Source organism: Streptomyces sp. NPDC045899, from assembly GCF_056431485.1.
Genome location: NZ_JBWKKP010000034.1, coordinates 15,133 through 39,705 on the forward strand (window position 1 = coordinate 15,133; position 24,573 = coordinate 39,705).

The 24,573-nt window shown below is 73.0% G+C and carries 18 protein-coding genes; 8 read left to right on the top strand and 10 right to left on the bottom strand.

The genetic code is table 11. The features are described 5' to 3' along the window. The first annotated feature begins 8 nt into the window (after positions 1-8). Together AC07FT_RS33205 and AC07FT_RS33210 are read left to right on the top strand one after the other, a co-directional pair. Complete coding sequence (locus AC07FT_RS33205) at positions 9-1,322, top strand: PspC domain-containing protein (protein WP_479179792.1); 1,314 nt, start codon at positions 9-11, stop codon at positions 1,320-1,322. After that, positions 1,319-1,534 (top strand): hypothetical protein, encoded by a 216-nt coding sequence (locus tag AC07FT_RS33210; protein WP_479179793.1) that lies wholly within the window; start codon positions 1,319-1,321, stop codon positions 1,532-1,534. The genes AC07FT_RS33205 and AC07FT_RS33210 overlap by 4 nt, the downstream gene beginning before the upstream one ends. Before the next feature lie 182 nt (positions 1,535-1,716). Here the strand turns inward: AC07FT_RS33210 and AC07FT_RS33215 are convergent, their stop codons facing one another. The 4 genes from AC07FT_RS33215 to guaA all read right to left on the bottom strand — a co-directional run bounded on the left by AC07FT_RS33215 (position 1,717) and on the right by guaA (position 6,371). Then, positions 1,717-2,286 carry a DoxX family membrane protein gene (locus AC07FT_RS33215; RefSeq protein ID WP_479179795.1) on the bottom strand — a complete coding sequence of 190 codons (570 nt, stop codon included), beginning with the start codon at positions 2,284-2,286 and terminating at the stop codon, positions 1,717-1,719. A gap of 116 nt (positions 2,287-2,402) precedes the next feature. After that, positions 2,403-3,689, bottom strand: a complete 1,287-nt coding sequence (locus tag AC07FT_RS33220; protein ID WP_471201129.1) for a hypothetical protein — start codon at positions 3,687-3,689, stop codon at positions 2,403-2,405. Between the two features lie 118 nt (positions 3,690-3,807). Beyond that, positions 3,808-4,605, bottom strand: a complete 798-nt coding sequence (locus AC07FT_RS33225) for a class II aldolase/adducin family protein (protein WP_479179835.1) — start codon at positions 4,603-4,605, stop codon at positions 3,808-3,810. A gap of 179 nt (positions 4,606-4,784) precedes the next feature. Further along, positions 4,785-6,371, bottom strand: a complete 1,587-nt coding sequence (guaA, locus tag AC07FT_RS33230; protein ID WP_432038937.1) for a glutamine-hydrolyzing GMP synthase — start codon at positions 6,369-6,371, stop codon at positions 4,785-4,787. A 308-nt stretch (positions 6,372-6,679) separates the two neighbouring features. On the opposite strand from guaA, the gene AC07FT_RS33235 reads away from it, so the two are divergent. Next, entirely contained in the window at positions 6,680-6,964 is a 285-nt protein-coding gene (locus AC07FT_RS33235) for a chorismate mutase (protein ID WP_479179796.1), read from the top strand. Between the two features lie 797 nt (positions 6,965-7,761). Further along, a complete protein-coding gene (locus AC07FT_RS33240) occupies positions 7,762-8,790 on the top strand; it encodes an LAETG motif-containing sortase-dependent surface protein (protein WP_479179798.1) in 1,029 nt (342 codons plus the stop codon). An 87-nt stretch (positions 8,791-8,877) separates the two neighbouring features. On the opposite strand, the gene AC07FT_RS33245 is transcribed toward AC07FT_RS33240, so the two are convergent. The 4 genes from AC07FT_RS33245 to AC07FT_RS33260 all read right to left on the bottom strand — a co-directional run bounded on the left by AC07FT_RS33245 (position 8,878) and on the right by AC07FT_RS33260 (position 15,999). Continuing rightward, entirely contained in the window at positions 8,878-10,731 is a 1,854-nt protein-coding gene (locus AC07FT_RS33245; protein ID WP_479179799.1) for a GMC oxidoreductase, read from the bottom strand. 26 nt (positions 10,732-10,757) lie between these two features. Beyond that, a complete protein-coding gene (locus tag AC07FT_RS33250) occupies positions 10,758-12,395 on the bottom strand; it encodes a succinic semialdehyde dehydrogenase (protein ID WP_471201141.1) in 1,638 nt (545 codons plus the stop codon). 121 nt (positions 12,396-12,516) lie between these two features. Next, a complete protein-coding gene (locus tag AC07FT_RS33255) occupies positions 12,517-14,280 on the bottom strand; it encodes a serine/threonine-protein kinase (RefSeq protein ID WP_479179801.1) in 1,764 nt (587 codons plus the stop codon). 87 nt (positions 14,281-14,367) lie between these two features. Beyond that, positions 14,368-15,999, bottom strand: a complete 1,632-nt coding sequence (locus AC07FT_RS33260; protein WP_479179802.1) for a serine/threonine-protein kinase — start codon at positions 15,997-15,999, stop codon at positions 14,368-14,370. 123 nt (positions 16,000-16,122) lie between these two features. Between AC07FT_RS33260 and AC07FT_RS33265 the strand changes: the two genes are divergently transcribed. Further along, positions 16,123-17,301, top strand: coding sequence for a winged helix DNA-binding domain-containing protein (locus AC07FT_RS33265; RefSeq protein ID WP_479179804.1), 1,179 nt, complete (start codon positions 16,123-16,125; stop codon positions 17,299-17,301). Between the two features lie 332 nt (positions 17,302-17,633). Here AC07FT_RS33265 and AC07FT_RS33270 read toward each other — a convergent pair whose 3' ends face one another. Together AC07FT_RS33270 and AC07FT_RS33275 are read right to left on the bottom strand one after the other, a co-directional pair. Next, complete coding sequence (locus AC07FT_RS33270; RefSeq protein ID WP_479179805.1) at positions 17,634-18,986, bottom strand: M64 family metallopeptidase; 1,353 nt, start codon at positions 18,984-18,986, stop codon at positions 17,634-17,636. 179 nt (positions 18,987-19,165) lie between these two features. Continuing rightward, positions 19,166-20,521: an alpha/beta fold hydrolase gene (locus tag AC07FT_RS33275; protein WP_479179806.1), complete on the bottom strand. Its 1,356-nt coding sequence runs from the start codon at positions 20,519-20,521 to the stop codon at positions 19,166-19,168. Positions 20,522-20,586: 65 nt separating this feature from the next. On the opposite strand from AC07FT_RS33275, the gene AC07FT_RS33280 reads away from it, so the two are divergent. The 3 genes from AC07FT_RS33280 to AC07FT_RS33290 all read left to right on the top strand — a co-directional run bounded on the left by AC07FT_RS33280 (position 20,587) and on the right by AC07FT_RS33290 (position 24,491). Next, positions 20,587-22,005 carry a helix-turn-helix domain-containing protein gene (locus AC07FT_RS33280; RefSeq protein ID WP_479179808.1) on the top strand — a complete coding sequence of 473 codons (1,419 nt, stop codon included), beginning with the start codon at positions 20,587-20,589 and terminating at the stop codon, positions 22,003-22,005. 588 nt (positions 22,006-22,593) lie between these two features. Then, the gene (locus AC07FT_RS33285; protein WP_471201161.1) at positions 22,594-23,262 is read left to right on the top strand and encodes a response regulator; all 669 of its coding nucleotides are present in this window, start codon (positions 22,594-22,596) and stop codon (positions 23,260-23,262) included. Between the two features lie 44 nt (positions 23,263-23,306). Next, complete coding sequence (locus AC07FT_RS33290; protein ID WP_479179836.1) at positions 23,307-24,491, top strand: sensor histidine kinase; 1,185 nt, start codon at positions 23,307-23,309, stop codon at positions 24,489-24,491. The last annotated feature ends 82 nt before the right edge of the window (positions 24,492-24,573 follow it).

The following is a 24,573-nucleotide window of genomic DNA, read 5'->3' on the forward strand; positions in this document are numbered from 1 at the left end:
ATGGCCGTATGACCGATACACCCACTGTGGCGGACGGATCCGACGGGCTGCCCGGTTCCCGCCCGTACGGGCAGCCACCCCTCCGGCGCAGTCGTGACCACAAAGTGATCTCCGGGGTGTGCGGTGGGCTCGGCCGGTTCTGCGACCTGGACCCGGTGATCTTCCGGGTGGTGCTGTCGGTGCTCGCCGTCTCGGGCGGGTTCGGTCTGATCGTCTACGGCTTCTGCTGGCTGCTGGTGCCGATGCACGGCGAGGAGGAGAACGAGGGGCGCAAGCTGCTGTCCGGCCGGGTGGACGGGCCGGGGCTCACCGCGGTGCTGGTCGCGCTGGTCGGCTGCGGGCTGTTCCTGTCGATGCTCAACCAGGGCAGCGTGATGTATTTCGCGGTCATGCTGACCCTCGCTGCCTCGGGCGCGGCGTACTGGTCGCACCACCGGCGCCAGGTGGAGAGCGAGGGCGCGGTCGATCCGGCCACCGCGCAGGCGGTCGCGGACGCGCCCCCCGAGACCCAGGCCCCGCCCACCCGGGGCGGTCCCGGGCCCTCCTGGTGGCGGGATCCCATCGTCAAGGACGGCACCACCGGACCGGTGGGTGCCGCCTCGGGCTATCTGTGGGGGCCGGCGGAGGGCCCCGCGGAGAGCGGCGCGTACGACCGGGCCGGGGACACGGTGACCGACCGGGCCCACCGGGTGCGCCAGCGGAACTCGATCGGCGGCTGGACCTTCGTACTCGCCGTCGCCGCCGGGGTGCTGGGCGCGAGGCTGATGTGGTCCGGCCATCCGCTGGGCACCAGCCTGGAGGTCGGATTCGCGGGCGCGCTGGGGGTCTTCGGGCTCTCGATGGTGCTCAGCTCGCGGTACGGCAGGACCGGGGCCGGCACGGTGCTGCTCGCGGTGATCACCTGTGGGCTGCTGGCGGGAGCCGCGGTGCTCCCCAAGTCCGTCACCCCGCACTGGTCGCGCACGACCTGGGCCCCCACGTCGGCCGCCGCGGTGCGGGACGGCTACGAGATGGGCGGCGGCGTCGGTGAACTGGACCTGGACCGGCTGGCGCTGAAGGCGGGCACCACGGTGACCACCAGGGCCGAGGTGGGCGCGGGCAAGCTGGAGGTCACGGTTCCGCGGGACGCCCGCGTCGAGGTCAGCGCGCACACCGGCCTCGGGGACATCCGGCTGCCGGGCGACGGCGGGCGGGACATGGACATCGAGCCCGACCGGGACCGGAAGGAGACGCTGGCCCCGGCCGGCGGCGGGAAGCCCCGCGGCACGCTGAAGCTGACGCTGGAGGTCGGCCTGGGGAACGTGGAGGTGAAGCGGTCATGAGGAAGCATCCGTTCGAACCGGGCAAGCTGGTGGCCGGGCTGGTGATGCTCGGCGTGGCGCTCGCCTACGCGATGGACGCGGCCGGGGAGTGGGACGTACGCCCGCTGGTGCTGCTGCCGTCGGCCGGGTTCGGGCTCTGTCTGGCCGGGGTGGTGTCGGCGCTGGCGCACGGGCTGCGGCGCCGGCGGAGGGCCGAGGGCGAGACGCCCTGACCCCTCCGGTGGGCCGCCGGGCCGTGTCGTCGCCGGGAGCGTCCCGGGCATGCCCCGGACTCCGTCCGGAGGTTCCCGGCGAGGACGGCCCTCCGCCGTGGAACCGCACGCTCCCCCGGCCACCGCCGGGAGGGGTGCCCCGGACGCCCCGGCGCGGATCCGGCACGACGCGCGGACACGCCCTACAGGTAGTACGGGGAGCCACGCCCGCGGCGGCGCCTGGCGATCGCCGCGTCCAGGGACAGGTACGGCGCACCGGCCAGCACCAGCGGCAGCCAGGCCATCAGGTACATCAGGTCGTTGCCGTAGTAGTACGGCGTGGTCTGCCAGCTGACCGTCAGCCACAGGCTGAGCGAGATCACCGCCCCGCCGAACGCGGCCAGCCGGGCCAGCAGACCGACCAGCACGCCCAGTCCGACGGCCAGTTCGCCGCAGGCGATGGCGTAGCCGAACGCGGAGGGGTCCTTGAGGCTCTGGTCGATCAGCCAGGGGACGGCCGAGGTGTCGCGGACCTGGCCCATCAGGGCGCCGATCGAACCCGGTCCGGCGTCGGCCAGGAAGGTCGGGTCGGTGAGCTTGTCGATCCCCGCGTAGACGAAGGTGACGCCGAGGAAGAGCCGCAGCGGCAGCAGCGCGTAGTGGGCGGCCGTGGCCCGTACGCCGAGCGGCGGACCGCCCAGGTCACCGATACCGTTGACGCTTCCCGCACTGCCCGCGGGACCGCTTCCGACCATGCGATCCGCATGCCTCATGGCGACCGCCCTCTCCCGTTGACGACTCAACGATTCCATACGGAGCGGACGGCGGATATGACTCAGCCGGAACCGGAGTCATCCATCCGGTTCCGGCCGCACGCCCGGGACGCCGGTCAGTCGAGCACGTCGATCGCATAGCGGTTGGTCTCGGCGCCCGCGGCCGTGACCACCTGCACCTCCACCCGGCCCGGCTCCACGTCCACCGGCACCGGCACCGTCAGCGCGGTGTCCGTCGGATTGCCGAACCCCCCGGCCACCGGCACCAGCGGTACGTGGACGTGCACCGCGCCGATCCGGACCACCATCCGGGCCAGCCGGTCCGGGTCCTGGGCGCCCGGCGGTACGAAGCCGTTGCCGCGGATCTCGATGTCGTCACCGGTGCGGATCGGGGCGTCCCGATCGATGCCGCCCTCCTCGGGGCGGACCCGCACCACCGACAGCACGGTGGGGCGCCCGCCCTCCGCGTACTTCCCGGCCAGGTACATCAAGGTGGAGACGACCGTCAGCAGGGCCAGCCCCCACGGCAGATCGGGCAGCCGCCACGGCTCGCGCGCCAGCCGGACGGCGGTGAACGCGAGCGCGGCGGTGTGGACCACGACGTACTGCGCGTCGGCGAAGCTGCCGCGGCCCGCGTCGTCGGTGAGCAGATCGGCGGCGCGCGGCCGGACCGCGCGCACCTTCTGGAGCCGCTGCGCCCGCACCCGGGCGGCCACCACCAGCCGGGCCATCACCGCGGCCAGACAGGTCAGCCCGGTGACGGTGAGCAGCGCGGCGACCCGCCCGACCGCGAGGCCGTCGGTCAGCCGGGGGCGGTCCCCCGGGTCGAGGGCCAGTTCACCGCCGAGGACGAGCACCGCGAAGACGGCGAAGGCCAGCCAGGCGGCGGCGACCGTACGGGAGGTGGAGAGCCGGTTGTCCTCGCCGACCAGCGGGGCGAGCGGACCGCCCGCGGCGTGGTGCAGCCGGGCGGCGAGGGTCAGCAGGGCGGCGGTGACGGTGGCCGCGGCGATCCCGGCGGTCCTGGCCACCGACCAGCCGGTGCCGAGCGCGGTGGCCAACTGCCCGATCAGCAGTGCCGCGACCGCGCCCCACACCACCAGCAGCGTGCGCCGCCACACCGCGTCACGCCACGCGGTGCACTCGGCGCGCCCGGTGTCGACGACCGTACGGGCGGCCTGGGCCAGTTCGTCGGAGACCCACTGCCGGGAGGCTCCGGCGGAGTGCGCCAGCGCCGCCGGAAGGCCCTCTCCGGCCGCGAACCGCTCCCGCATGGCCACGAACGCGGCCACCGCCCTGCGATGGCCCTCACGGGCACCCTGGGGGCATTCACAGCCGGTGTGGCCGGGCCCGTGCGGGTGCCCCTCCACCGTCGCGGCGTTCTCCGCCGTCTCCACCGCCACGAGGGTCGCTCCGTCGTTCGCTCGTACTGGTTCGGCACCGACGTTCGGTTTCCGGACCGGTCCGTGCGGCGCCAACTGACATGTGACGAGAGGGAATTGTGCCGCACCGCGAGGGGTGTCAGGTCAACAGGTCCGGCTCGGCGCGGGTGATCTGGAGATACAGCGGCTGATAGTTGATCCACGCCACAAGATCGTTCCCGAGCTGCTCACGGAGCCGCGCCGCGTCCTCGTCACCGATGGGCACCGGCTCCCCCGCCGCCTTCGCCGCCAGCTGCGCCTGGCACGACCGCTCCATCGTGATGAACCACCACGCGGCGGCGTCGACCGACTCGCCCACCGTCAGCAGACCGCGATTGCGCAGGATGAGGGCCTTGTGGGCGCCGAGCGCGGCGGCGATCCGGCGCGCCTCGTCATCGTCCACCACCACCCCGGTGGACGCGTCGTAGAGCGCGTGGTCCTCGAAGAACGCGCACACCTCCTGGTTGAGCGGTTCGAGCCGCTCGCCCAGCGAGGACAGCGCCCGGCTGTGCACCGAGCGGCTGTGCGCGACGGCCACCGCGTCCGGCCGAGCCCGGTGCACGTGGGAGTGAATGACGAACGCCGCCTGGTTGACGTGGTAGCGGCCCTCGACCACCTGGCCCGCCTCGTTGACCAGGATCAGGTCCTGGGCCCTGATGTGGCCGAAGGGCATGCCGAAGGGGTTCACCCAGAAGCAGTCGGCCAACTCCGGGTCGCGGACGGTGATGTGGCCCGAGACCCCCTCCTCGTAGCCGTACCGTCCGAACAGCCGCAGCGCCGCGGCGAGCCGCTCCTTGCGGTGGCGCCGCTCCTCGCCGGGCGAGGCGTGCTGCGGCGGCATGGTGATGTGCAGCTGGTCGGTGGGTATCGGCTCGGGCGCCGGCCGGGGCATCGGCATGGGGCTGTTCATGGGGGGCTCGCTCACTCCTCGCGCTCCTGGGGGTGCTCGCAGCGGAAGCTACCTCCGGGTAGAGCGGGAGGCCAGACCGTTGCGCACGATCCGTGCGCACGGCGGGAACGGCGACGCCGCCGCCCCCGGAGGAGGGACGGCGGCGCGGGCCTGACGATCGGGGTGGGTCACTCCCACTCGATGGTGCCGGGCGGCTTGCTGGTGATGTCCAGGACGACCCGGTTCACCTCGTCCACCTCGTTGGTGATGCGGGTGGAGATCCGCGACAGCACGTCGTACGGGAGCCGCGACCAGTCGGCCGTCATGGCGTCCTCGGAGGAGACCGGGCGCAGCACGATGGGGTGGCCGTAGGTGCGGCCGTCGCCCTGGACGCCGACCGAGCGGACATCGGCGAGGAGGACGACCGGGCACTGCCAGATCTCGCGGTCGAGACCGGCCGCGGTCAGCTCCTCACGGGCGATGGCGTCGGCCTCGCGCAGCAGGTCCAGCCGGTCCTTGGTGACCTCGCCGACGATGCGGATACCGAGCCCGGGGCCCGGGAAGGGCTGGCGGTGGACGATCTCGTCCGGCAGCCCGAGCTCCTGGCCGACGTTGCGCACCTCGTCCTTGAACAGCCGGCGCAGCGGCTCCACCAGCTTGAACTCGAGGTCCTCGGGGAGGCCGCCCACATTGTGGTGGGACTTGATGTTGGCGGTGCCGGCGCCGCCGCCGGACTCCACCACATCGGGGTAGAGGGTGCCCTGCACCAGGAACTCCACGGCCTCGCCCGCGGCGCCCGCCTCGGCCACCAGCTCGGCCTGGGCCTGCTCGAAGACCCGGATGAACTCCCGGCCGATGATCTTCCGCTTCTCCTCGGGGTCGGAGACCCCGGCGAGCGCGGACAGGAACCGCTCCTCGGCGTCGACGACCTTCAGCTGTACGCCGGTGGCCGCCACGAAGTCCTTCTCGACCTGCTCGGACTCGCCCTTGCGCATCAGGCCGTGGTCCACGTAGACGCAGGTCAGCTGGTCGCCGATGGCCTTCTGGACGAGGGCGGCGGCGACGGCGGAGTCCACCCCGCCGGACAGCCCGCAGATCGCACGCTTGGTGCCGACCTGCTCACGGATGGCCGCGACGGACTCCTCGACCACATTGGTGGTGGTCCAGGTGGGCTCCAGCCCGGCGCCCCGGTAGAGGAAGTGCTCCAGCACCTGCTGGCCGTGGGTGGAGTGCATCACCTCGGGGTGGTGCTGTACGCCGTAGAGCTTGCGCTCGTCGCATTCGAAGGCGGCGACCGGCACCACATCGGTGGAGGCGGTGACCGCGAAGCCCGCCGGGGCGGCCGAGCAGGCGTCGCCGTGCGACATCCAGACCGACTGCTCCTCGGGGGTGCCCGCGAAGAGGGTGGAGCCGGGCTTGGTCACGGTCAGCGGGGTACGGCCGTACTCCCGGGCACCGGTGTTGTCCACGGTGCCGCCGAGCGCGACGGCCATCAGCTGGAAGCCGTAGCACATGCCGAAGACCGGGATCCCGGCCTCGAAGAGCGAACGGTCGACGCTGGGCGCGCCCTCGGCGTAGACCGACGACGGCCCGCCGGACAGGATGATCGCCTTGGGGTTCCTGGCGAGCATCTCCTCCACCGGCATGGTGGACGGGACGATCTCGCTGTAGACGCGGGCTTCGCGGACCCGGCGGGCGATGAGCTGGGCGTACTGCGCGCCGAAGTCGACGACCAGGACGGTGTCGGGGGCGGCAGCAGGGGACGCTGATGGCACTTCGGCGGCCTTCCGGCGGTGGTGATCGGGGTGGTACTCGGGCGCACCGGTCCGCACAGGGGACTGTTCCGGCGCGTTGGACTTTCGATTCTAACGGGCTCATAATCGACGCCATGTCCACGCGCATGACCTCCGTGTTTACCTATGGCACCGGCCCGTCCGGCTGCCATGGTCGTGCTGCTTGAACCACTGACAAGCGACTTCCCAGGCGCCCCGGGCCGGCAAAGGCCCGGGGCGCTGGTGTTCTCCCTCCTCCGGGCTCTCCCGCCGGACTCCGGGTCCACCCCGAGAGACCAGGAGAAACCGATATGAGCACCACCACCGGCAGCGCTGCGGCCGAGGTCACCGACGCCGCCGAGGTGATCCGCACCGCACGGGAGCGCATCGACGCCCTCGACGCCCGGATCCTCGACCTCGTCCGGGAGCGGATGGACGTCTCGGCCTCCGTCCAGCGGGCCCGGACCGGGTCGGGCGGGCGGCGGGTGCACCTCTCCCGCGAGATGGAGATCCTCGACCGCTACCGGGAGGGGCTCGGCAGGCCGGGCACCGCCCTTGCCATGACGCTGCTGGAGCTGTGCCGCGGCCGGATCTGACGTTCGGCGCCATCACCCGTACGGCGCGTGACCGGGCCGCGAACGGGCTCGTTGAGCCCGGTGCCGCACCAGCCAGGAGCGGCCCGGAAAATCCACGCGTGGCTCAGATCCGTCGAAGCGATGAGACGCGCCCCCTGCGGTGATTCAGGCGGTGCGCGTCGTGGGACCTCGCTCCGGCGAGGTGACCGGTCGGCAGGGGACAGCAGCCCGGTCACCACCTCAAGGACGGTCGGTCCCGGGGACGCCCGGGACCGACCGTATCCGGTCGAAACGGTTGCGCCCGGTGCTCCGCATCCACCACGATGCAGGAAGGCGAAAAGCCCCGGGTCACACTCCCGTCATTGGTACAACCACGCGGGCGTACGCCCCCTTCGACATCATCTGAACTCCGGCCCCGAAGCCAGCGGCGCAACCCCCCGGCGCCGCTTCTCAGCACCGGCGCTGCCCTGACGCCGGTGCTGACCGCCTAGGGCCCCGGGGCGCCCGCCCGCTCGGGCGCCCCGGGGCCCTTCGCATGGGTATCGCCGTCTCCCGGTGCCGCTCTCCACAGGCCGCCCCTGATGCCGCCCCTGATGCTGCCGCGGCAGACGCCACCCCCTCGCTCGCGATCGGCCGTGACCGACTTCTGACCGAGTCGCCGGATTCTGTGACCATTCTGTGAGCAAAAGTGAAGGCAACCTTTCAGCCACCGGGCTGGTCATGTACGTGCACAGCACGGCCAGACCGCGCCCCACCGCGACGGCCTTCCACCCGCACGCCGCCCACCAGCGGCGCGTACGGACCCAGAAGAGGTCTCCATGAAGATTCGCCGCGCACTGGCGACCGCCGCGGCCACGGCCGCCATCGCTCCCGCCGCCCTGCTCGCGGCACCGGCTGCCTTCGCCGAGGAAACCCCCACCCCGACGCCGTCGGTGACGGACACCACCCAGCCGCCGCAGTCGCCGGACCCGTCGCAGTCCCCGGCCACACCCGCGCCGAGCGACACCCCCACGAGCCCCACGCCGACGGACACGACGTCCCCCTCGACCCAGCCGACGGACACGACCTCGCCGTCGGCCGACCCGTCGGACACCGCCACCCCCACCGACAAGCCGACGTCGCCCACCGACGAGCCGACCGGGCCCGGTGAGTGCGCGGAGGACGGCGACTACCACGAGGACCCCGACCTCAGCACCACCCTCACCGGTCTGCCCTCGAAGGTCGTGGCGGGCAGCGGCTTCCACACCTTCGGCTTCCAGGTGAAGAACGACTCCGACCGCACCTACAAGCGGGTGGACTTCGGCGTCGTCGCGGCCACCGTGGACGCCGACGAGTTCGAGGGCACCGGCAAGTACCTCACCCTCCAGTACAAGGACCCCGACACCGGCGTGTGGACGAACATCTCCACCGACGACAGCGACCCGGGCGCGGGCTACGTGGGCTACACCGATGTGCGTCCGCACGAGACCCTCACCGTCGACCTCCGGCTGAGCGTGGCCAAGAGCGCGCCCGAGGGCTTCGGCTACGCGATCAGCATCGGCGTCTACGCGGACGACAAGGGCAACTGCGTCTTCTCGACCGGTGAGTACTACGAGTTCGACGTGCTGGCGGCCGGTTCGGAGCCGGGCGAGGTGCCCCCGGCCGAGCCCAAGCCGCAGGGCGGCAAGAAGCCGCTGCCGGAGAAGCCCGAGGGCAACACCGAGATCAACCCCAAGGGCAGCCTCGCCGAGACGGGTTCCTCCTCCGCGCTCCCGACGATCGCCCTGATCGGCGGGGTGGCGATGGCCGCGGGCGGCGGAGCCGTCTTCGTGGTCCGCCGTCGTCGCACCGGCGGCGCCGCCGCGTAACGGCCCCCGGGCCGACGCGCAGGCACAACGCCGCAGCGAAGGGGCCGCCCCCACCGTCCGGGGGCGGCCCCTTCGCCGTTGCGGACATCAGCTCCCGGACGGGGCCGGGGGAACCGCCGGCACCGGAAGCAGGGGCAGCTTCAGCGCCCCGAACGCGTCCGCCGGAACCGCCGGAGCGGTGGGCTCCACGGGCGTCAGCCGCTGGTACGGCTCGCCCTGGGCGGGGCGCGGATCGGCCTCGCCCTTGTTCGGCCACAGCGACATGGCCCGTTCGGCCTGTGCCGTGATGGTCAGGGACGGGTTGACACCGAGGTTCGCGGAGATCGCCGAGCCGTCCACGACATGGATGCCCGGGTGCCCGTACAGCCGGTGGTACGGGTCGATCACTCCGTGCTCGGCGTCCTCACCGATCGGACAGCCGCCGAGGAAGTGGGCGGTCAGCGGGGTGCCCATCAGCTCCCCGACATTGCTGCCCGCGAAGCCGTTGATCGACTCGGCGAGGTGGCGGGCCGCCTCGGCGCCCTCGGGGATGTAGTCCGGGTTGGGCTCGCCGTGGCCCTGCCGGGCGGTCAGCAGTCCCTTCCCCAGCCCCTTGGACTTGCGGTACGTGGTCAGCGAGTTGTCATGGGTCTGCATGACCAGGCCGATGATGGTCCGCTCCGACCAGCGCCGGTTGGACAGGGAACGCGCCGCCATCGTGGGGTGCTTGAGGTTGGCGCCGACGAACTGGAGCCAGCGCGGCACCCGGCCGCCGTGGGGGATCTGGAGGATGGACATCAGGCCCATCGCGTTGGAGCCCTTGCCGTAGCGGACCGGTTCGATGTGGGTGGTGTCGTTGGGATGGATCGACGAGGTGATCGCCACCCCACGGCTGAACTCGGCCTTCTTCTCCCCCGGGTTCTTCGCCCGGAACCGGCGGTCGGTGGTCTGCGCGCCCACCAGCGCCTCGGAGTTGGTGCGGGTGAGGAAGCCGAGCCGGTCGGAGAGCCGTGGCAGCAGCCCCTTGTCCCGCATGGTGTGCAGCAGGGTCTGGGTGCCGTAGGTGCCCGCGGCGACGACCACGTAACGGGCGCGCAGCGCGGTGGGCCTGCCCTTGCGCCGGTTGTCGGTGGGCACGGTGGTGACGCGGTAGCCGCCGTGCGGATCGTCGCTCACGGCCGCCACCGTGGTCATGGGGTGGACGGTCGCACCGGCCTTCTCGGCGAGGTAGAGGTAGTTCTCGTTGAGGGTGTTCTTGGCGCCGTGGCGGCAGCCGGTCATGCACTCACCGCATTCGGTGCACGCCTTGCGGTCCGGGCCCGCGCCGCCGAAGTACGGATCGGCCACCGTCTCACCCGGCGCCGCCTTGGCGGTGGCGGAGCCGTCGGCGTCCTGGCCGTCCCCGAAGAACACACCGACCGGGGCCATATGGAAGGTGTCGCCCACCCCCATCTTCTCCGCGGTGGCCTTCAGATGGACGTCGGACGGGGTGAGCGTGGGGTTCAGCCGCACCCCGAGCATCCGCCGCGCCTGGTCGTAGTAGGGCCGCAGTTCGTCCTGCCAGTCGGTGATGTGCCCCCACTGGGGATCCCGGAAGAACGGCGCGGGCGGTACGTAGAGGGTGTTGGCGTAGTTGAGCGAACCGCCGCCGACCCCGGCGCCCGCGAGCACCATCACCTTGCCCAGGACGTGGATGCGCTGGATCCCGAACAGTCCGAGGGCCGGGGCCCACAGGTAGTTGCGCAGATCCCAGGAGTTCTTGGGCAGGCTCTCGCGGGTGAAGCGGCGGCCCGCCTCCAGGACCCCGACACGGTATCCCTTCTCGGTCAGCCGCAGGGCCGACACCGAGCCGCCGAAGCCCGAGCCGATGACGATGACGTCGTAGTCGAAGCCGGCGTCATCGGTGGCGGAGCCGGTGCCGTCGCCGGGTTGCTGGTGGTGGGCGGACTTGTCCCCTGACAACGGGTACCTCCGTGGATACGTACTGGTCAGCGCAGGCGCAGTGCCTTCATCGCGCGCAGGCTGCGGGTCATGAAGGCCGCGTACTTCTCATCCGTCATCCCGAAGGACGGCCCCAGGGGCAGCAGTCGCTGGTGAGCGACGGTCTGCGCCTCGGTGTACTTGAGGATCCCCTCCGAGCCGTGCCGGCGGCCGAGCCCCGAGTCGCCCATGCCGCCCATGGGGGCGTTGACGCTGCCGTAGGCCGCGCCGTACGCCTCGTTGACGTTGACCGTTCCGGCGCGCAGCCGGGCGGCGACGGCCCGGCCGCGCCCGCCGTCCTTGGTCCAGACGCTCGCGTTGAGCCCGTACGGGGTGGCGTTGGCGCGCTCGACGGCGTCGTCCTCGTCGGTGAAGCGGTAGACGGAGACGACCGGTCCGAAGGTCTCCTCGGTGCACACGGCCATCGGCGGCTCCACCCCGTCGAGGATCGTGGGCTCGTAGAAGTAGGGGCCGATATCGGGCCGGGCACGGCCGCCCGCGACGACCGTGGCGCCCTTGGCGACCGCCTCCTCCACATGGCGGGTGACGGTGTCGAGCTGGCGGTCGGAGACCAGTGAGCCCATCTCGGCGCCGTAGGCGAGCGCCTTGCCCAGCCGCATCGCCCTGGTCCGGGCGGCGAACCGCTCCAGGAAGGCGTCCGCGACCGACTCGTGGACGTACAACCGCTCGATGGAGATGCACAGCTGCCCGGCGGAGGCGAAGCAGGCGCGCACCGCGCCTTCGGCCGCCTTCTCCACATCGGCGTCGCGCAGCACCAGCATGGCGTTCTTGCCGCCGAGTTCGAGGGAGCAACCCACCAGCCGGGCGGCGGCGGCCTGGGCCACGCCGCGGCCGGTGCGGGTGGAGCCGGTGAAGGAGACGTAGTCGGCGTGCTCGATGACGGCCGGGCCGACCACCGGCCCCTCGCCGAGCACCACCTGCCACACCCCGGCGGGCATTCCGGCCTCGAGCATCAGCTCCCGCGCCCACAGGGCGGTCAGCGAGGTCTCGGTGTCGGGCTTCATCACGACCGCGTTGCCGGCGACGAACGCGGGGACGGCATCGCCGACGGACAGCTCCAGCGGGTAGTTCCAGGGCACGATCTGGCCGACCACCCCGCGCGGCTGGCGCAGTTCGGTGACCTTGGTCAGGGTCGGCACCACACCGACGCGGGCCTTGGGACGCAGATAGCCGTGGGCCTTGCGGCCGTAGTGGCGGGCGGCCAGCACCACGCCCTGGATCTCCTCATGGGCGTGCAGCCGGGTCTTGCCCGTCTCCAGCTGGATGAGGTCCAGGATCTCCGACTGCCGCTCCAGCAGCAGGTCGTGGAAGCGGAGGAGGACGGCGGCACGCCTGCGGACCGGCAGCGCCGCCCAGGTCCGCTGGGCCTCACGGGCCCGCTGGAAGGCGGTGGCGACGTCTTCCGGGGTGGACTCGGGCAGCTCGGCGGCGAGCACCTCACCGGTGAACGGCGTGTGGTTGACGGTGCGGCCGCTGCCCACGACGCCCTTGCCGAGCCGGGCGACCAGCTCGGGGGTGACGACATCGGCGGCGGTGCGGGTGCCCGGGGCCGCGACCGGATTGCCGTCGGCGGGGGCGGTGGTGGTGCCGCTCTGTGCGCGTGCGCTGTCCTGCGTCTCCGTCATGCGGCTGAGAGTAGGCTGCCGCGGCCGGTTTGGGTACCCGTCGGTAACTCGCCTTCACCGGTCACACACAATCGCGCCAGCGATTGCTGGCGCGACGTGTGTTCACAAGGCGGTCGGCGGCTCAGTCCGTGTCGAGGCGGAACTTTTTGTTGATCTTGAAGTTCTTCAGGAGGTCCTGGTACATCCGGTCGCCGGTCTCCCGGGCGTCGCCCTTCTCGGGCATCGTCAGGGTGAGCTCCCAGGCGATCCTGCCCTTGACGGCGTACACATGGTCCCGGTCCAGATAGCGGATACGGGGGTTGTCGCTGGAGGTGCCGGGTTCGTAGTAGGTGGTCCTGAAGTCCGCGGCGGGGGCGTCCTGCTGCTCGGTGTCCTCGATCCCGCTCACCGTGGGCTCGTCCATCGTCGACTGGGCGCCGTCCTCGTTGAACTCCCGGAGGGATCCGGCCGAGGCCCTGGAGCTGGTGATCCGGCGCTCCGAGTCGCTCGCGAGCGCGCCGAGCGTGATCGTGTAGACGCCGCTGGGATCCGTGAACGTGACCACCGGCGCATCGTCGTAGGTGTCGTTCTGGACCCGTTTGTACCCCTCGGGCATCGCCAGGGTCGCGCCGACCAGGGACTGCTCGTCGCGTTCGACCCAGCCGGACGGCAGCGGGCTCTCGCTCGCGAACGGCTTCGCGATCACCAGCACCAGGGCGGCGGCCACCACCAGCACCAGGGCGCCCAGACCCGCCTGGGCCTTGCGGTTCTTGTGCAGGATGGGCGGGACGAAACGGTTCCCCGCGGGCTGCGCCGCCGGGGACGGTGCCGCGGACGGCGCCGCGCCGAATCCGGCCCCGGCCGCCATCGTCGGCAGGCTGCCCGCGGCCATCGTGGGCGCGCCGGACGCGAAGACGGTCGGCGTGGGCACGGGCGGACGGGCCGCGGTCTCCAGCGCCCGCCGGATCTCGGCGGCGGAAGGACGCTGCGAGGCGTCCTTGCGCATCATCCGCATGATGATGTCGCCCAGCGGTCCCGCGGCCCGTGCGGGCATCTGCGGTTCCGCCTGCAACACGGCCTGGAGGGTGGACGGGGAGTGGCTGCGGCGGAACGGGGACATGCCCTCGACGGCCGTGTACAGCACCACGCCCAGCGACCACAGGTCCGACTCGGGACCCGGCCGCTGCCCCAGCACCCGCTCGGGCGCGACGAATTCGGGCGAGCCGACGAAACCGCCGGTCTCGGTGAGCCCCTGCTCGCCCTGGATCTGGGCGATGCCGAAGTCGGTGAGCACCACCCGGTCACCCCGGCCGAGCAGCACGTTGTCCGGTTTGACGTCACGGTGCAGCACCCCGGCGTCATGGGCGGCGGCGAGCCCGTCCAGCACCGCGAGACCGATCCGGGCCGTCTCGCGCGGGTCGAGGGTGCCCTCGGTCAGCCGGTCGCCCAGTGACTGCCCGGTCACCAGCTCCATCACGATCCACGGCCGCCCCTCCTCGACCACGACGTCGTGCACGGTGACGACGGAGGGGTGGTCGATCCGGGCCGCGGCGCGCGCCTCGCGCTCCATCCGCCGGTAGACCGTCTGCCGCTCGCTGTCCGGGAGGTGGTCCGGGACGCGCGGCTCCTTGACCGCCACCTCCCGGTCCATGACCTGGTCCTGGGCCCGCCAGACGGTACCCATCCCGCCGTGGCCCAGCCGGGCGGTCAGCCGGTAGCGCTGACCGATGACCCGCCCCGCGTCCGGGCCGGCGGACCGGCCCACGGGCGGTTGCCGCGCGGCGAACGGGGTGGGTTCATGGGGGCTCGCGGGCGGCTGCGCGCCATGGGGAGGCGCCCCCTGGGCCCGCGGCGGCGGCAAGGTGTAACTGGTGGGCTCGTTCGCCCGTCCCCCGTCGTTCGTCATGGCTCAATCTTTACCCGTCCGGGGGCCGGCTCCGCCACCGGCCCCGGGGTGCGCGGAGAGCTCGTGACAAAGCCGTTGCGGCGGGGCTCAGTCCGATCGGCCGGAACGGGCGAATGTAGCGACAGCCGTGTCGAAATACCGCTTTCCCTGACCTTTTTGCGCCACCGGGGCGGAGAGCCAGAGATCGTACATCCTGCCGTCGGCGTTCCAGCTCAGATCGAATGTCTGCCGTGAGCCGCCGTCGTCCGCGCCGCCGTTCCACACGAACGCCCAGAGCGCGGCGGGATGCCCCTGGTGGGTGGTCTCGATGACCTGGCCGCTGCGGTAGCCGGGGTACTCCCGCGGCCCCTTGGCGTCCGCCTCCCGGCTCAGCCCCAGCGGCCCCTTGGGGTCCTGCTCCTGGATCTGCACCCCGATCCGGAACTCCTTGCCCGGCGAGTAGTAGTAGACCCGGGGCGCTTCGTAGGAGCGGCTGTACCCCTTGGGCACGGCGATCGTGAAGCCCAGCGGGTCCTTCACCCGCTCATAGCCCTCGGGTACCCCGCCGGACCGGGAGGGGCCGGGGTCCGGGGTGCGCGAGGAGGGGCGCGGATGCTGCCCGCCGTCCGCGCGGCCGTCGTCCCGGCCGCGGGCCGGACCGTCACTGGCCTTGGTGTCGCCGCCGTCCTTCAGCAGGACCAGCGCGCCCAGACCCGCCCCGGCCAGCGCGAGGACGGCGATGACCGCCAGCCATGCGGTACGGCCGCGGAAGCGCTTCGCCGGGCGGGCCGCCGCCGGCTCCGGCGCGTCCGGAGTGGCTCCGGCGGCCGGGCGCGGCGCGGACCCGGGGACGAGCGCCCGGCCCGGCCGGGGCTCGGCCCGCGGCAGCGGCATCTCCGGGGTGTCCCCCGACTCCACGTACGAGCGCAGCAGTCCGGCGGCCTCCGCCGCGCCCAGCCGCTCCTCCGGATCCCGCCGCAGCAGTCCCTCGACGACCGGCGTCAGCCCTCCGGCGGCCTCGGGCACCGCGGTCTCGTCGAAGACGACGGCGTGCAGCACCGCGGCCAGGGAGTCGCGGTGGAACGGGGACTGGCCGCTCACCAGCGTGCACAGCAGCACCGCGAGCGACCACAGGTCCGACTCGGGGCCTGTCCGCCGTCCGGACATCCGCTCCGGCGCGGTGTATTCGGGCGAGCCGACGAACGAACCGGTCTCGGTGATCGTCGTGGCGCCGGAGACCTGCGCGATCCCGAAGTCCGTGAGCACCACCCGCCCGGTGCCCGCCTCCACCAGCACATTGGCGGGCTTGAGGTCCCGGTGCAGCACCCCGCGGGCGTGCGCCGCGCGCAGCGCGTCCAGCAGCGCCAGTCCGATCCGGCCCGCCTCGCGCGGACCGACCGGTCCCTCCGCGGCCAGCCGGTCGGCGAGTGAGACCCCGTCGACCAGCTCCATGACGATCCAGGCGCGCTCGTCCTCCTCGACCACGTCATGCAGGACGATCACATTGGGGTGCTTGATCTGGGCGACCGTGCGGGCCTCGCGCAGGGTGCGCTCACCGTGCAGCCGAGCGTCCAGGGCCGACAGGCCCTCGTCGTCCACATGCAGTTCCTTGACCGCCACGTCCCGGCCCAGCAGCTGGTCGACGGCCCGCCAGACCGTGCCCATACCGCCGCGCCCGAGCCGCGAGACCAGTTCGTACCGGCCCGCGATCAGGTGTCCCTCGCCCCCGGAGTTGCCCATGGCCCTCATCTTGCCTCACGTCCGGAGGGGATCTTCGGGCGCGGCCACGGCCGCCGTCCGGCCGGTGACATCCGTCGCCATACCTGACAGGAGATGTCCGGTACGCGCTCTAGCGTCGGCCGTATGACCGATGCCCGCCCCACGTTCCGTATCTCCGCCGCACAGCGCCGCGCCCGGCTCGGGCGGCGCCATCTGCTGGCGCCGTCCACCCGCGCGGCCACCGTCGAGGAGGTCACCGGTGCGCTGGTGGCCCTGCACGCCACCGACCCGGCCACCGTCTATCTGTCGGCGTGCGCGCGGCTGCGCGAACCGCGCGCGGCGGAGCTCGACCGGGCGCTGTACGAGGACCGCACGCTGGAGCGGATGCTCTGTATGCGCCGCACCATGTTCGTGGTCCCGGCCGGACTGGCCCCCACCGTGTACGCGGGCGCCGGGCGGGCCATCGCGGTCCGGGAGCGCGCCACGCTCGTCAAGCACCTGCGGGAACGCGCGGAGGGCTGGGACGAGGAGCGGCTGGCGGCGGCCGAGCGGGAGACGCTGGCTGCGCTCGCGGCCCGCGGCGAGGCCACCACCGCCGAACTGTCCGCGGCCGTGCCCGCGCTGCGCGAGACGATCCTGATGTCGCCGGGGAAGCGGTACGAGGCGCGGCAGAGCGTCGGCAGCAGACTGGTGCGGCTGCTCGCGGCCGACGGGCGGGTGCGCCGCTGCCGTCCGCGCGCCACCTGGAACAGCAACACCTTCCCGTGGGCCCCGGCCCGGCCGCTGCCGGAGGTGCCGGAGCGCGCGGCGAAGGCGGAGCTCGCGGGGCGCTGGCTGCGGGCGTTCGGCCCCGCCACGGAGGCCGATCTGAAGTGGTGGACGGGGTGGACGGTCACCGACACCCGGCGGGCGCTGGCCGATGTCGCGGCGGTACCGGTGGAGCTGGCGGAGGGCCCGGGGTTCGTGGCCGAGGGGGACGAGGAGCCGGTGGCCGCGTGCGAACCGTGGGCCGCGCTGCTGCCGAGCCTGGACCCGACGGCCATGGGCTGGCGGCAGCGCGACTGGTACCTGGACCCGGAGCGGGTGCCCCTGCTCTTCGACGGCACCGGCAACATCGGCCCCACGGTGTGGTGGAACGGCCGGATCGCGGGCGCCTGGACGCAGCGCGCGGACGGCGAGGTGCTGTGGCGGCTCTTCGCGGACGAGGGACGGGAGGCGCGGTCGGCGCTGGAGGCGGAGGCGGCGCGGCTGAGCGGCTGGCTGGGGGAGACCCGGATCACCACGCGTTTCCCCACGAAACTGGAGCGCGAGCTGGCGCGCTGAGCGCTCCTCGGGGGCCTCTTCCGGGCCGCGCCTCGGGACCGGCGCGTTGTCCGATGATCGACGCGCCACCGGAACACCTGACCGGCAGCCCGTCCCCACGGGCGATTGAGCGTGACCCCGGCGTGCGGAAACCTGGGACGTGCCGATGTTCACGGGGCGGACCGCGGCCGCCCCGCATCGACGCACAGACGCAGCAGACGCGGATGGACCGCAGAGGAGAACCGGCCGGACACCGGTCCGGGGCGCGCACGAAGCCGCCCCGCGGCGGGGGTCCACGGGGCGGCGGTTCGGGTGGGCGCGCCGGATGTGGCGCGCAGCGGGGCGTCGGGCCGCTAGCGGGCGACCTTCCAGGTGCGCGAGTCCTTCAGCAGCTTCCGCAGCGCCGGGTCCTTCACCGCGGCGGTGGTGTCGGTCGCCTTGGCCTTCACCTTGTGGGACTTGCCGTCGGAGCGGACGCCGAGGGACGCCGGGGTGATGGACTTCCTGCCGCGCGCGGAGCGCACCTCGTCACCGTCCACGTACCACTTCAGGGACGCCTTCTTGGGGAGGTGCACCGTCAGCGTGGTCTTGCGCCCGACCGGTTCGTCGGTGGGCGTCGGGCTGCTGATCACGCTCGCGTGCCGGTAGAAGCCCGCGATCATCGCCTCCCGGCCGGGCAGGCTGAACTCCCGGCCCAGGGTGCGCATGATGGAGTCCTCCGTGGGGCGGTTGATGCCCTTGGGGTAGTAGCGCCCGCCCTCGTAGGCACCGACCGTGCCGCCGTCCGGAGAGGTCCGGCCCAGCCAGCGGTACCACTTGGTCCGCTGGCCGGCCATCTGGTCCGCGCTCAGCGTGGAGGCGTTGGCCTCCTCGGGCTCGGCGCCGGTGTAGGTGCCGTTGTCCGGATAGACGTACTCGTCGGCGAGTTTGCCGAGCGAGTGGCCGGTCTCGTGGACGGCGACCTGGTCGGAGTCGGCGTGGTCGGAGGAGGCGGTGGCGACGCCGTCGTAGCCGACCTGTGAGGTGACGGTGTAGCCCGCGCCGCCGTACTTGGCCGAGTTGGAGAGCACGACCACCAGATCGGCCTGCGGGGCCCTGGCCGCGTAGGACTCGACCTTGCCGGTGTCGACGCACAGCAGCCGCTCGAGGTCGTCGCACCAGAAGTACGAGTCGAGCGCGGTGTCCTTGACGACGTCCTTGCCGGGGTCGCCGGAGACGCCCGACTGGTTGGAGACGGCGTCCACGGACCACACGTTGAACAGGTCCCGGTACGAGGCGTACGGCTCGACCGCGGACATCTCCTGCCACTTGGCGCGCAGATCGGTGTGGAAGTCCTCCTGCTGGGAGGCGGTGTACCCGTCGCCGATGAAGACGACGTCCACCTTGTCCCCGACCGGCCCCTTCCTGATGACCGAGCCGACGTCGCCGTCGTCGGCCTTCTCGGCCGCGGACAGCGAACGGTCCGCCCGGGTCAGGCGCTTGGGTGTCGCGGCCGGGACCTCGGTGTGCCGGGGGTGGGCACCGGGACGGCTGAAGTACTCGACCTCATGGGTGCCCCGGGCCGGGGCGGCTGACGGAGTGTCACCGGAGCCGCTGCTTCCGCCGGGGGTCGCGGTCGCCGTCGCGGTGAGCGCCGCGGCCAGGGCGATGCCCCCGGCGGTGGCCGCGATGCGGAAGGGGACGCGTCGGCGTATGTGTCGTCGCACGGTGGCTCCCGGAATCAATCCCATAAGCGGCCGATTAAGCAGGGTTAAATTGCGGCTCAACCTACGGGGCGCACCCGTATCGGGCAATAAGAACGCGACAAGTCCCGGGGAAATCTGACATGGCGTCCGCCACACTCCCCGGAGGCCGCCGGTCCCCCTCCGTCAGACGCGGGGCGGGCTCACACCGCTTCGTCGCGGGCCAGCCGCAGCAGCCGGTCCAGCACCCCGCGGCCCCCGGTCCGCAGCCCGTCGTGCTCGAACTCGTCCGTCACCCAGGTGCGCAGGCCCTGGATGGCGCGGGCGGTGGTGAGCGCGTGCGCGGTGTCCACGTACAGGTCGTCGTGGTAGACGACGGCGGCCACCGGCACGGTGTTGCGGGCCAGCCGCTCCGCGTCGTACAGCGGGCCCCAGCCGGTGCGCGCGGCCAGGAGTCCGGCGGTACGGGCCAGCGGGCGCAGCGCCGCGTGGGTGTCCAGCATCCAGGGGTGGACGGTCTCGGCGGTGAGCGGCACCGGCTCGTCGGCCGCGGCCGCCTTCTCCGCGTCGAAGCCCGGGAACTCCTCGCGGATCCGGTGCGCCGACCAGTCGGTGGCACGGCCGTCCTGGGCGTAGATGGACTCGTGCAGCAGCGCGTAGAGGGGGCTGGCGGCGCGGGAGAGCACGGCGGCCACCTGCTCGCGGAACCCGTCGGCCAGCCGGGGCCCGTCGGGGGTCGGCGCGAACGGCTCCTCCAGCAGGTGGTGGAGCTGGTGCGCACCGTCACCGCCGCCGAGCAGGATGCCGAGCTGCTGGAAGGCGGCCGGGGTGAGCCGGGTGCCGTCCGGCAGCACCTCCTCGTGCGCGGCCAGGTGCCGCACCACGGCGCGGACGGTCTCCGCGTCGCCGGGGTAGCGGGCGTAGTGGGCGAGGGACTTGCGTTCCATCCGCGGATACGCGGCGCGGTAGACCGCGTCGGCGTCGGCCTCCAGCGAGGGGAGCCCGCCGGCGATCAGGACGGTGTCCAGCCCCTCGGGGGCGTGGGAGAGGTAGCTGACCGCGCAGAAGCCGCCGTAGCTCTGCCCGAGCACGGTCCAGGGACGGCCGCCGGTGAGCCGCGCGCGTATCAGCTCGCAGTCCCGCACGATCGCGTCGGCGCGGAAGTGGGCCAGGTAGTCGGCCTGCTGCTCGGGCGTGCCGCGCAGCGGCAGGGTCTGCCGGGTGGCGGGGGTGGAACGGCCGGTGCCGCGCTGGTCGAGCAGCAGGACGCGGTACTCGTCCAGCGCCCGGTCCAGCCAGCCGGCGCGGCCGACCGGCCGGGGCGCCCCGAAGCCGGGCCCGCCTTCCAGGTAGAGCAGCCAGGGGAGCCCCTCCCGGCCGGCGCCCGCGCGGTCCGCGGCGACGACCTCCCGGCCGAAAACCCTGATCCGCTCGCCGTCGGGCGCCGTATGGTCGAGCGGTACGTCGAAGTGGTGGTCGGTGAGGAGCAGTCCGGGCTGCCGGACGGTGGTCGTCTCAGTACCCGGACGGGCAGGAGCCGTTTTCCTCGCCTCAAGCATCTTTTAATCCTCACGTAAATGGACTTAGCTCGGCGATTAAGCTACCGCCGGGGAGAAGAGGGCACGTGTCCGAGAGAAGCGCCGGAGACGGGCGGACCGCGGCGGACGCGACCAGGGGGATCGGTCGCCGGGTGCTGCGGCTGCGCACCGAGCGCGGGTTCACCCAGCGCCAGCTCGCCGAGCCCGCCTACACCGCCGCCTACGTCTCCACCCTCGAAGCGGGCAGGGTCCGCCCCTCCGAGGCCGCGCTGCGCCATCTCGCCGGACGGCTCGGGGTGACCTACGAGGAGCTGACCACCGGGCGTTCACCGCACGACGCCACCCGGCTGCGGGCCGGACTGACCGACGCCCGGCGGGCGCTGGCCACCGGGGCCGCCGAGGACGCGGCCGCGCTCTTCCGGGACCTGCACACCGAGGCGGAGCGGCTCGGCTTCGCCGAGGAGCGGGCGGCGGCGCAGCTGGGGCTGGGCGACTGCGCGCTGGAGACCGGTGAACTGAGCATCGCACGTGATCACTTCGAGGCGGTGGAACGGCTGCTGGCCGAGGAGCCGCTGCCGCGCCGGGTCCCGGCGATCCGCGGGCGGGCGGTGGCCCATCTGCTGGCCGGTGAGCTGCGCTACTCCTGCTATCTGCTGGAGAGCGCCCTCGACGAGCTGAACGCCTCGGGACTGCACGACCCGGGCGCCCTGCTGCTGCTCTACACCGCGGCCATCGGCCCGTACATGGACATGGGAGCGCACGGCCGTGCGATGCGCGCCGCCGAACTGGCGCTGGCGCTGGCCCCCCAGGTGGACGACCCCGGTCTGGTGGCCCGGATGCACCGCGGCGTGGCCCGCACCCTGATCGCCGAGGGCCGCACCGCGGAGGCCGACGCCTCGCTCGCCAAGGCCCAGGAGCTCTACGAACAGCTGCGGATCCACACCGACCTGGCCCACTGCCACTGGATGCGCGGCTATGTGCACGCCCAGGACGGCAATCTGGAGCGGGCCGAGCGCGAGCTGCGCACGGCGCGCGACATGCTGGCGTCCAAACGGGCCGCGCTGTTCACCGTGCAGGTGGAGGTGGAGCTGGCGGACGTCCTGCGCCGCCGGGGCCGCACCGCCGAGGCGGAGGCCCTGCTGCTGCCGCTGCTGACCCGTTCCGCCGAGGCGGACGGAGAAGTCCCCGCCGGGGCGGAGGGGGCCGGGCTCACCGCCGAGCGCGGAGCGGTGCACGCGGGCGGTGCCCACCGGCTGCTGGGGCTGATAGCCGACGAGCGGGGCGACGCGGACACCGCCGAGGAGCACTACTGCGCGGCGCTGTCGCTGCTGGAACGCACGGGCGCGGCCGGGGACCTGGCCGATCTGTGCCGGCTGCTCGGCGATCTGCTGCGGCGCGAGGGGCGGCTGGAGGCCGCGATGGACGCGTACCGCACGGGGCTGGGACACCGGGCGGCGCCGGGCACCACCACATTGGGTCCGGCTCCTGCCGAACCGCCCGTGTGACACGGGCGTCAGTAAGACAGAAGCCGGGAGCAACAGCCGGAGGAACAGCACGATGCACGGCGGCCAGGCAGTACACGGAAGCGCACCCGGACGTGCGCGCGGACCGGCATGTCAACGGGGTGACGCGCCCGCCGTCCGTGGTGTCCGACCCCGGCGTTGCCGGGCGGAGGCCGGTCCCTCCCCCCGCGGGGGGCCGGTCAGCGCTGGGTCTGCGCACACGGCGCGGCGGGCGGTCAAGAGTTGGGCAGGCCGCCGCGTGTGGGGGTCGCGGCGGCCTGAGCGCGGCAGCGCCCCGCTGATTGACCCTTGCCGGGACCGGTCAGATCCGCGGCAGTCACTACGCGCCGAGAGGCCCTGCGGCGCGGTGACGGGGTTGGGGTCCGGGTCGACCCCGCGGGGTGGTGCAGCATGTGGTCCACTCTGCCCGGTGAGCGGCCGGACCGGCATCCACCGCTGGTCTCCTGTCACCCCCGCCAACCGGAGGGGGTGCCTCCCCCAATTGGGCGGAGTGAAACGCTCCATTTTCCCGCGGGCATACGGCAGGCTGTCCGGGCAATGGGCATGACAGCTGAGGAGAGGGAGCGGCAGGTGATCCGTGTTGCTGTAGTGGATGACGAGGCGCTCGTGCGTTCCGGTCTGCGGCTGATCCTGGGCACGGCCCCGGACATCGACGTGGTCGCCGACAGCTCCGGGGCCGGGGCGGTCGACACCGTGCTGCGCAGCGGCGCCGACGTCGTCCTCCTCGACATCCGGATGCCGGACGCCGACGGACTGACCGTACTGAGACAGTTGCGGGCCGCACCCCGCTCCCCCGCCGTCGCCATGCTGACGACCTTCGACGTCCAGGAGTACCTCGCCGCCGCGCTGCGCGCCGGAGCGGCGGGCTTCCTCCTGAAGGACACCGATCCGGAACAGCTGGTCCGCGCCGTGCGGACGCTCGCCCAGGGCGGCAGCGTCCTGGACCCCGGTGTCACCCGCGCCGTGATCGGCGGCTTCCTCGCCGCCGAGGCCGAAGTCACCGCCTCCGAGGCGATCGAGGCCCTCACCCCGCGCGAACGCGAGGTGCTCGCCCTCCTCGGCGAGGGCCTCGCCAACCCCCAGATCGCCGAGCGGATGGGGCTGGCCGCCAGCACCGTCAAGGACCATGTCCGGGCGGTGCTCGGCAAGCTGGGCGGTCTCAACCGTGTCCAGGCGGCCATCGTCGCCGACCGCGCCGGACTCATCGCCGGCCGCCCACCGATAGGCGGGACCCGATGACTGTCTCCTCCCTCCGTCCCTCCCCCAGCCCGCTCTCCGAGGACATGCAGCCCCCGGCCCGGGCGCCGCGGAAGCGGCTGCCGCGCTGGGCCGCCTGCTGGGGCTCACTGCTGATCCCGCTCGTCCTGGCGGTGGCCGACGCACTGCTCGTCAACGGCGTCACCTTCGGTCTGGAGCTCAACGTCTCCCTGGTGGCCGCGGGGGCCCTGCTGCTGCGCCGCCGCCTCCCGGCGCTGGTCTTCCTGGTCACCCTGCCGGGGATCCTCATCGGCTACATCTGGTTCGCGCCGATGATCGCCCTCTACACGGTGGCCCGGCGCCGCCCGGACCGCAGACTGCTGGGCTTCCTGGCGCTGCTGCTGGCCGCCGCGCACTTCATCCCGTGGCCGGTCTCCGACTTCGAGCCCACCGCCTACCGGGACAACACCCTGGTCCTGATCGACGCCTGTGTGACCTCCGTCGGTCCCATCGCGCTGGGGCTGCTGGTGCGCACCCGCAGCGAACTCGCCGCCCGGATAGACGACCTCACCCGCAGCCGCCGCCACGCGGACGAGCTGATCGCCGAGCAGGTGCTGAGCACCGAACGGGCCCGGCTGGCGCGCGAGATGCACGACGTCGTGGCCCACCAGGTCAGCCTCATCAGCCTCCAGGCGGGGGCGGTGCAGATCAGCGCCGAGGACGCCAAGGCGCGGGAGGGCGCGCGGACCATCCGCGAACTGTCCGTCCGCACCCTGGACGAACTGCGCCATATGGTCGGGATCCTGCGCGCCGCCGGGGGCGACCTGGAGGACCTGACCCCACAGCCCCGGCTGGCGGATCTGCCCCGGCTGATCGAACTGAGCGCGCTGGACGTCGCCTACGAGGCGGACACCGCACAGGCCCCGGAGGACGACGAGGGGCGTACCGCGGAGGCGGTGGAGCGCGCCGCCTTCCGGATCGTGCAGGAGGCGCTGACCAATGTGCGCAAGCACGCGCCGGGTGCGCGGGTGACGGTACGGGTCAGGGATCTGGACGCGGCACGGGAGTTGCTGCGCGTCGAGGTGCGCAACGGGCCGCCGGACGCGTCGGCCGCGTCGCCCGGCCTGCCCGGCGGCGGCCACGGCCTGGTCGGCCTGCGGGAACGGGCCCAGCTGCTGGGCGGGACGCTGAAGGCGGGCCCGACGGACGACGGGGGCTTCGTCGTACGGGCGGACTTCCCCAAGACACCACCCCGGGCGGCCCGTTCGTAGCGTCGTCCCGCTGGTCGCGGCGGACCGCTCATGCCGCGTGCCGACGGTGGCCACGGGCCGTCGGCGGCGGGCCACGGGTGCG

What these genes read in the sequence shown, in the direction of transcription:
- AC07FT_RS33205 (WP_479179792.1), top strand. Translation starts at nt 9, where the DNA reads ATGACCGATACACCCACTGTGGCGGACGGATCCGACGGGCTGCCCGGT.
- AC07FT_RS33210 (WP_479179793.1), top strand. Translation starts at nt 1,319, where the DNA reads ATGAGGAAGCATCCGTTCGAACCGGGCAAGCTGGTGGCCGGGCTGGTG.
- AC07FT_RS33215 (WP_479179795.1), bottom strand. Translation starts at nt 2,286, where the DNA reads ATGAGGCATGCGGATCGCATGGTCGGAAGCGGTCCCGCGGGCAGTGCG.
- AC07FT_RS33225 (WP_479179835.1), bottom strand. Translation starts at nt 4,605, where the DNA reads ATGCCGATGCCCCGGCCGGCGCCCGAGCCGATACCCACCGACCAGCTG.
- AC07FT_RS33235 (WP_479179796.1), top strand. Translation starts at nt 6,680, where the DNA reads ATGAGCACCACCACCGGCAGCGCTGCGGCCGAGGTCACCGACGCCGCC.
- AC07FT_RS33240 (WP_479179798.1), top strand. Translation starts at nt 7,762, where the DNA reads ATGAAGATTCGCCGCGCACTGGCGACCGCCGCGGCCACGGCCGCCATC.
- AC07FT_RS33250 (WP_471201141.1), bottom strand. Translation starts at nt 12,395, where the DNA reads ATGACGGAGACGCAGGACAGCGCACGCGCACAGAGCGGCACCACCACC.
- AC07FT_RS33255 (WP_479179801.1), bottom strand. Translation starts at nt 14,280, where the DNA reads ATGACGAACGACGGGGGACGGGCGAACGAGCCCACCAGTTACACCTTG.
- AC07FT_RS33260 (WP_479179802.1), bottom strand. Translation starts at nt 15,999, where the DNA reads ATGGGCAACTCCGGGGGCGAGGGACACCTGATCGCGGGCCGGTACGAA.
- AC07FT_RS33265 (WP_479179804.1), top strand. Translation starts at nt 16,123, where the DNA reads ATGACCGATGCCCGCCCCACGTTCCGTATCTCCGCCGCACAGCGCCGC.
- AC07FT_RS33275 (WP_479179806.1), bottom strand. Translation starts at nt 20,521, where the DNA reads ATGCTTGAGGCGAGGAAAACGGCTCCTGCCCGTCCGGGTACTGAGACG.
- AC07FT_RS33290 (WP_479179836.1), top strand. Translation starts at nt 23,307, where the DNA reads ATGCAGCCCCCGGCCCGGGCGCCGCGGAAGCGGCTGCCGCGCTGGGCC.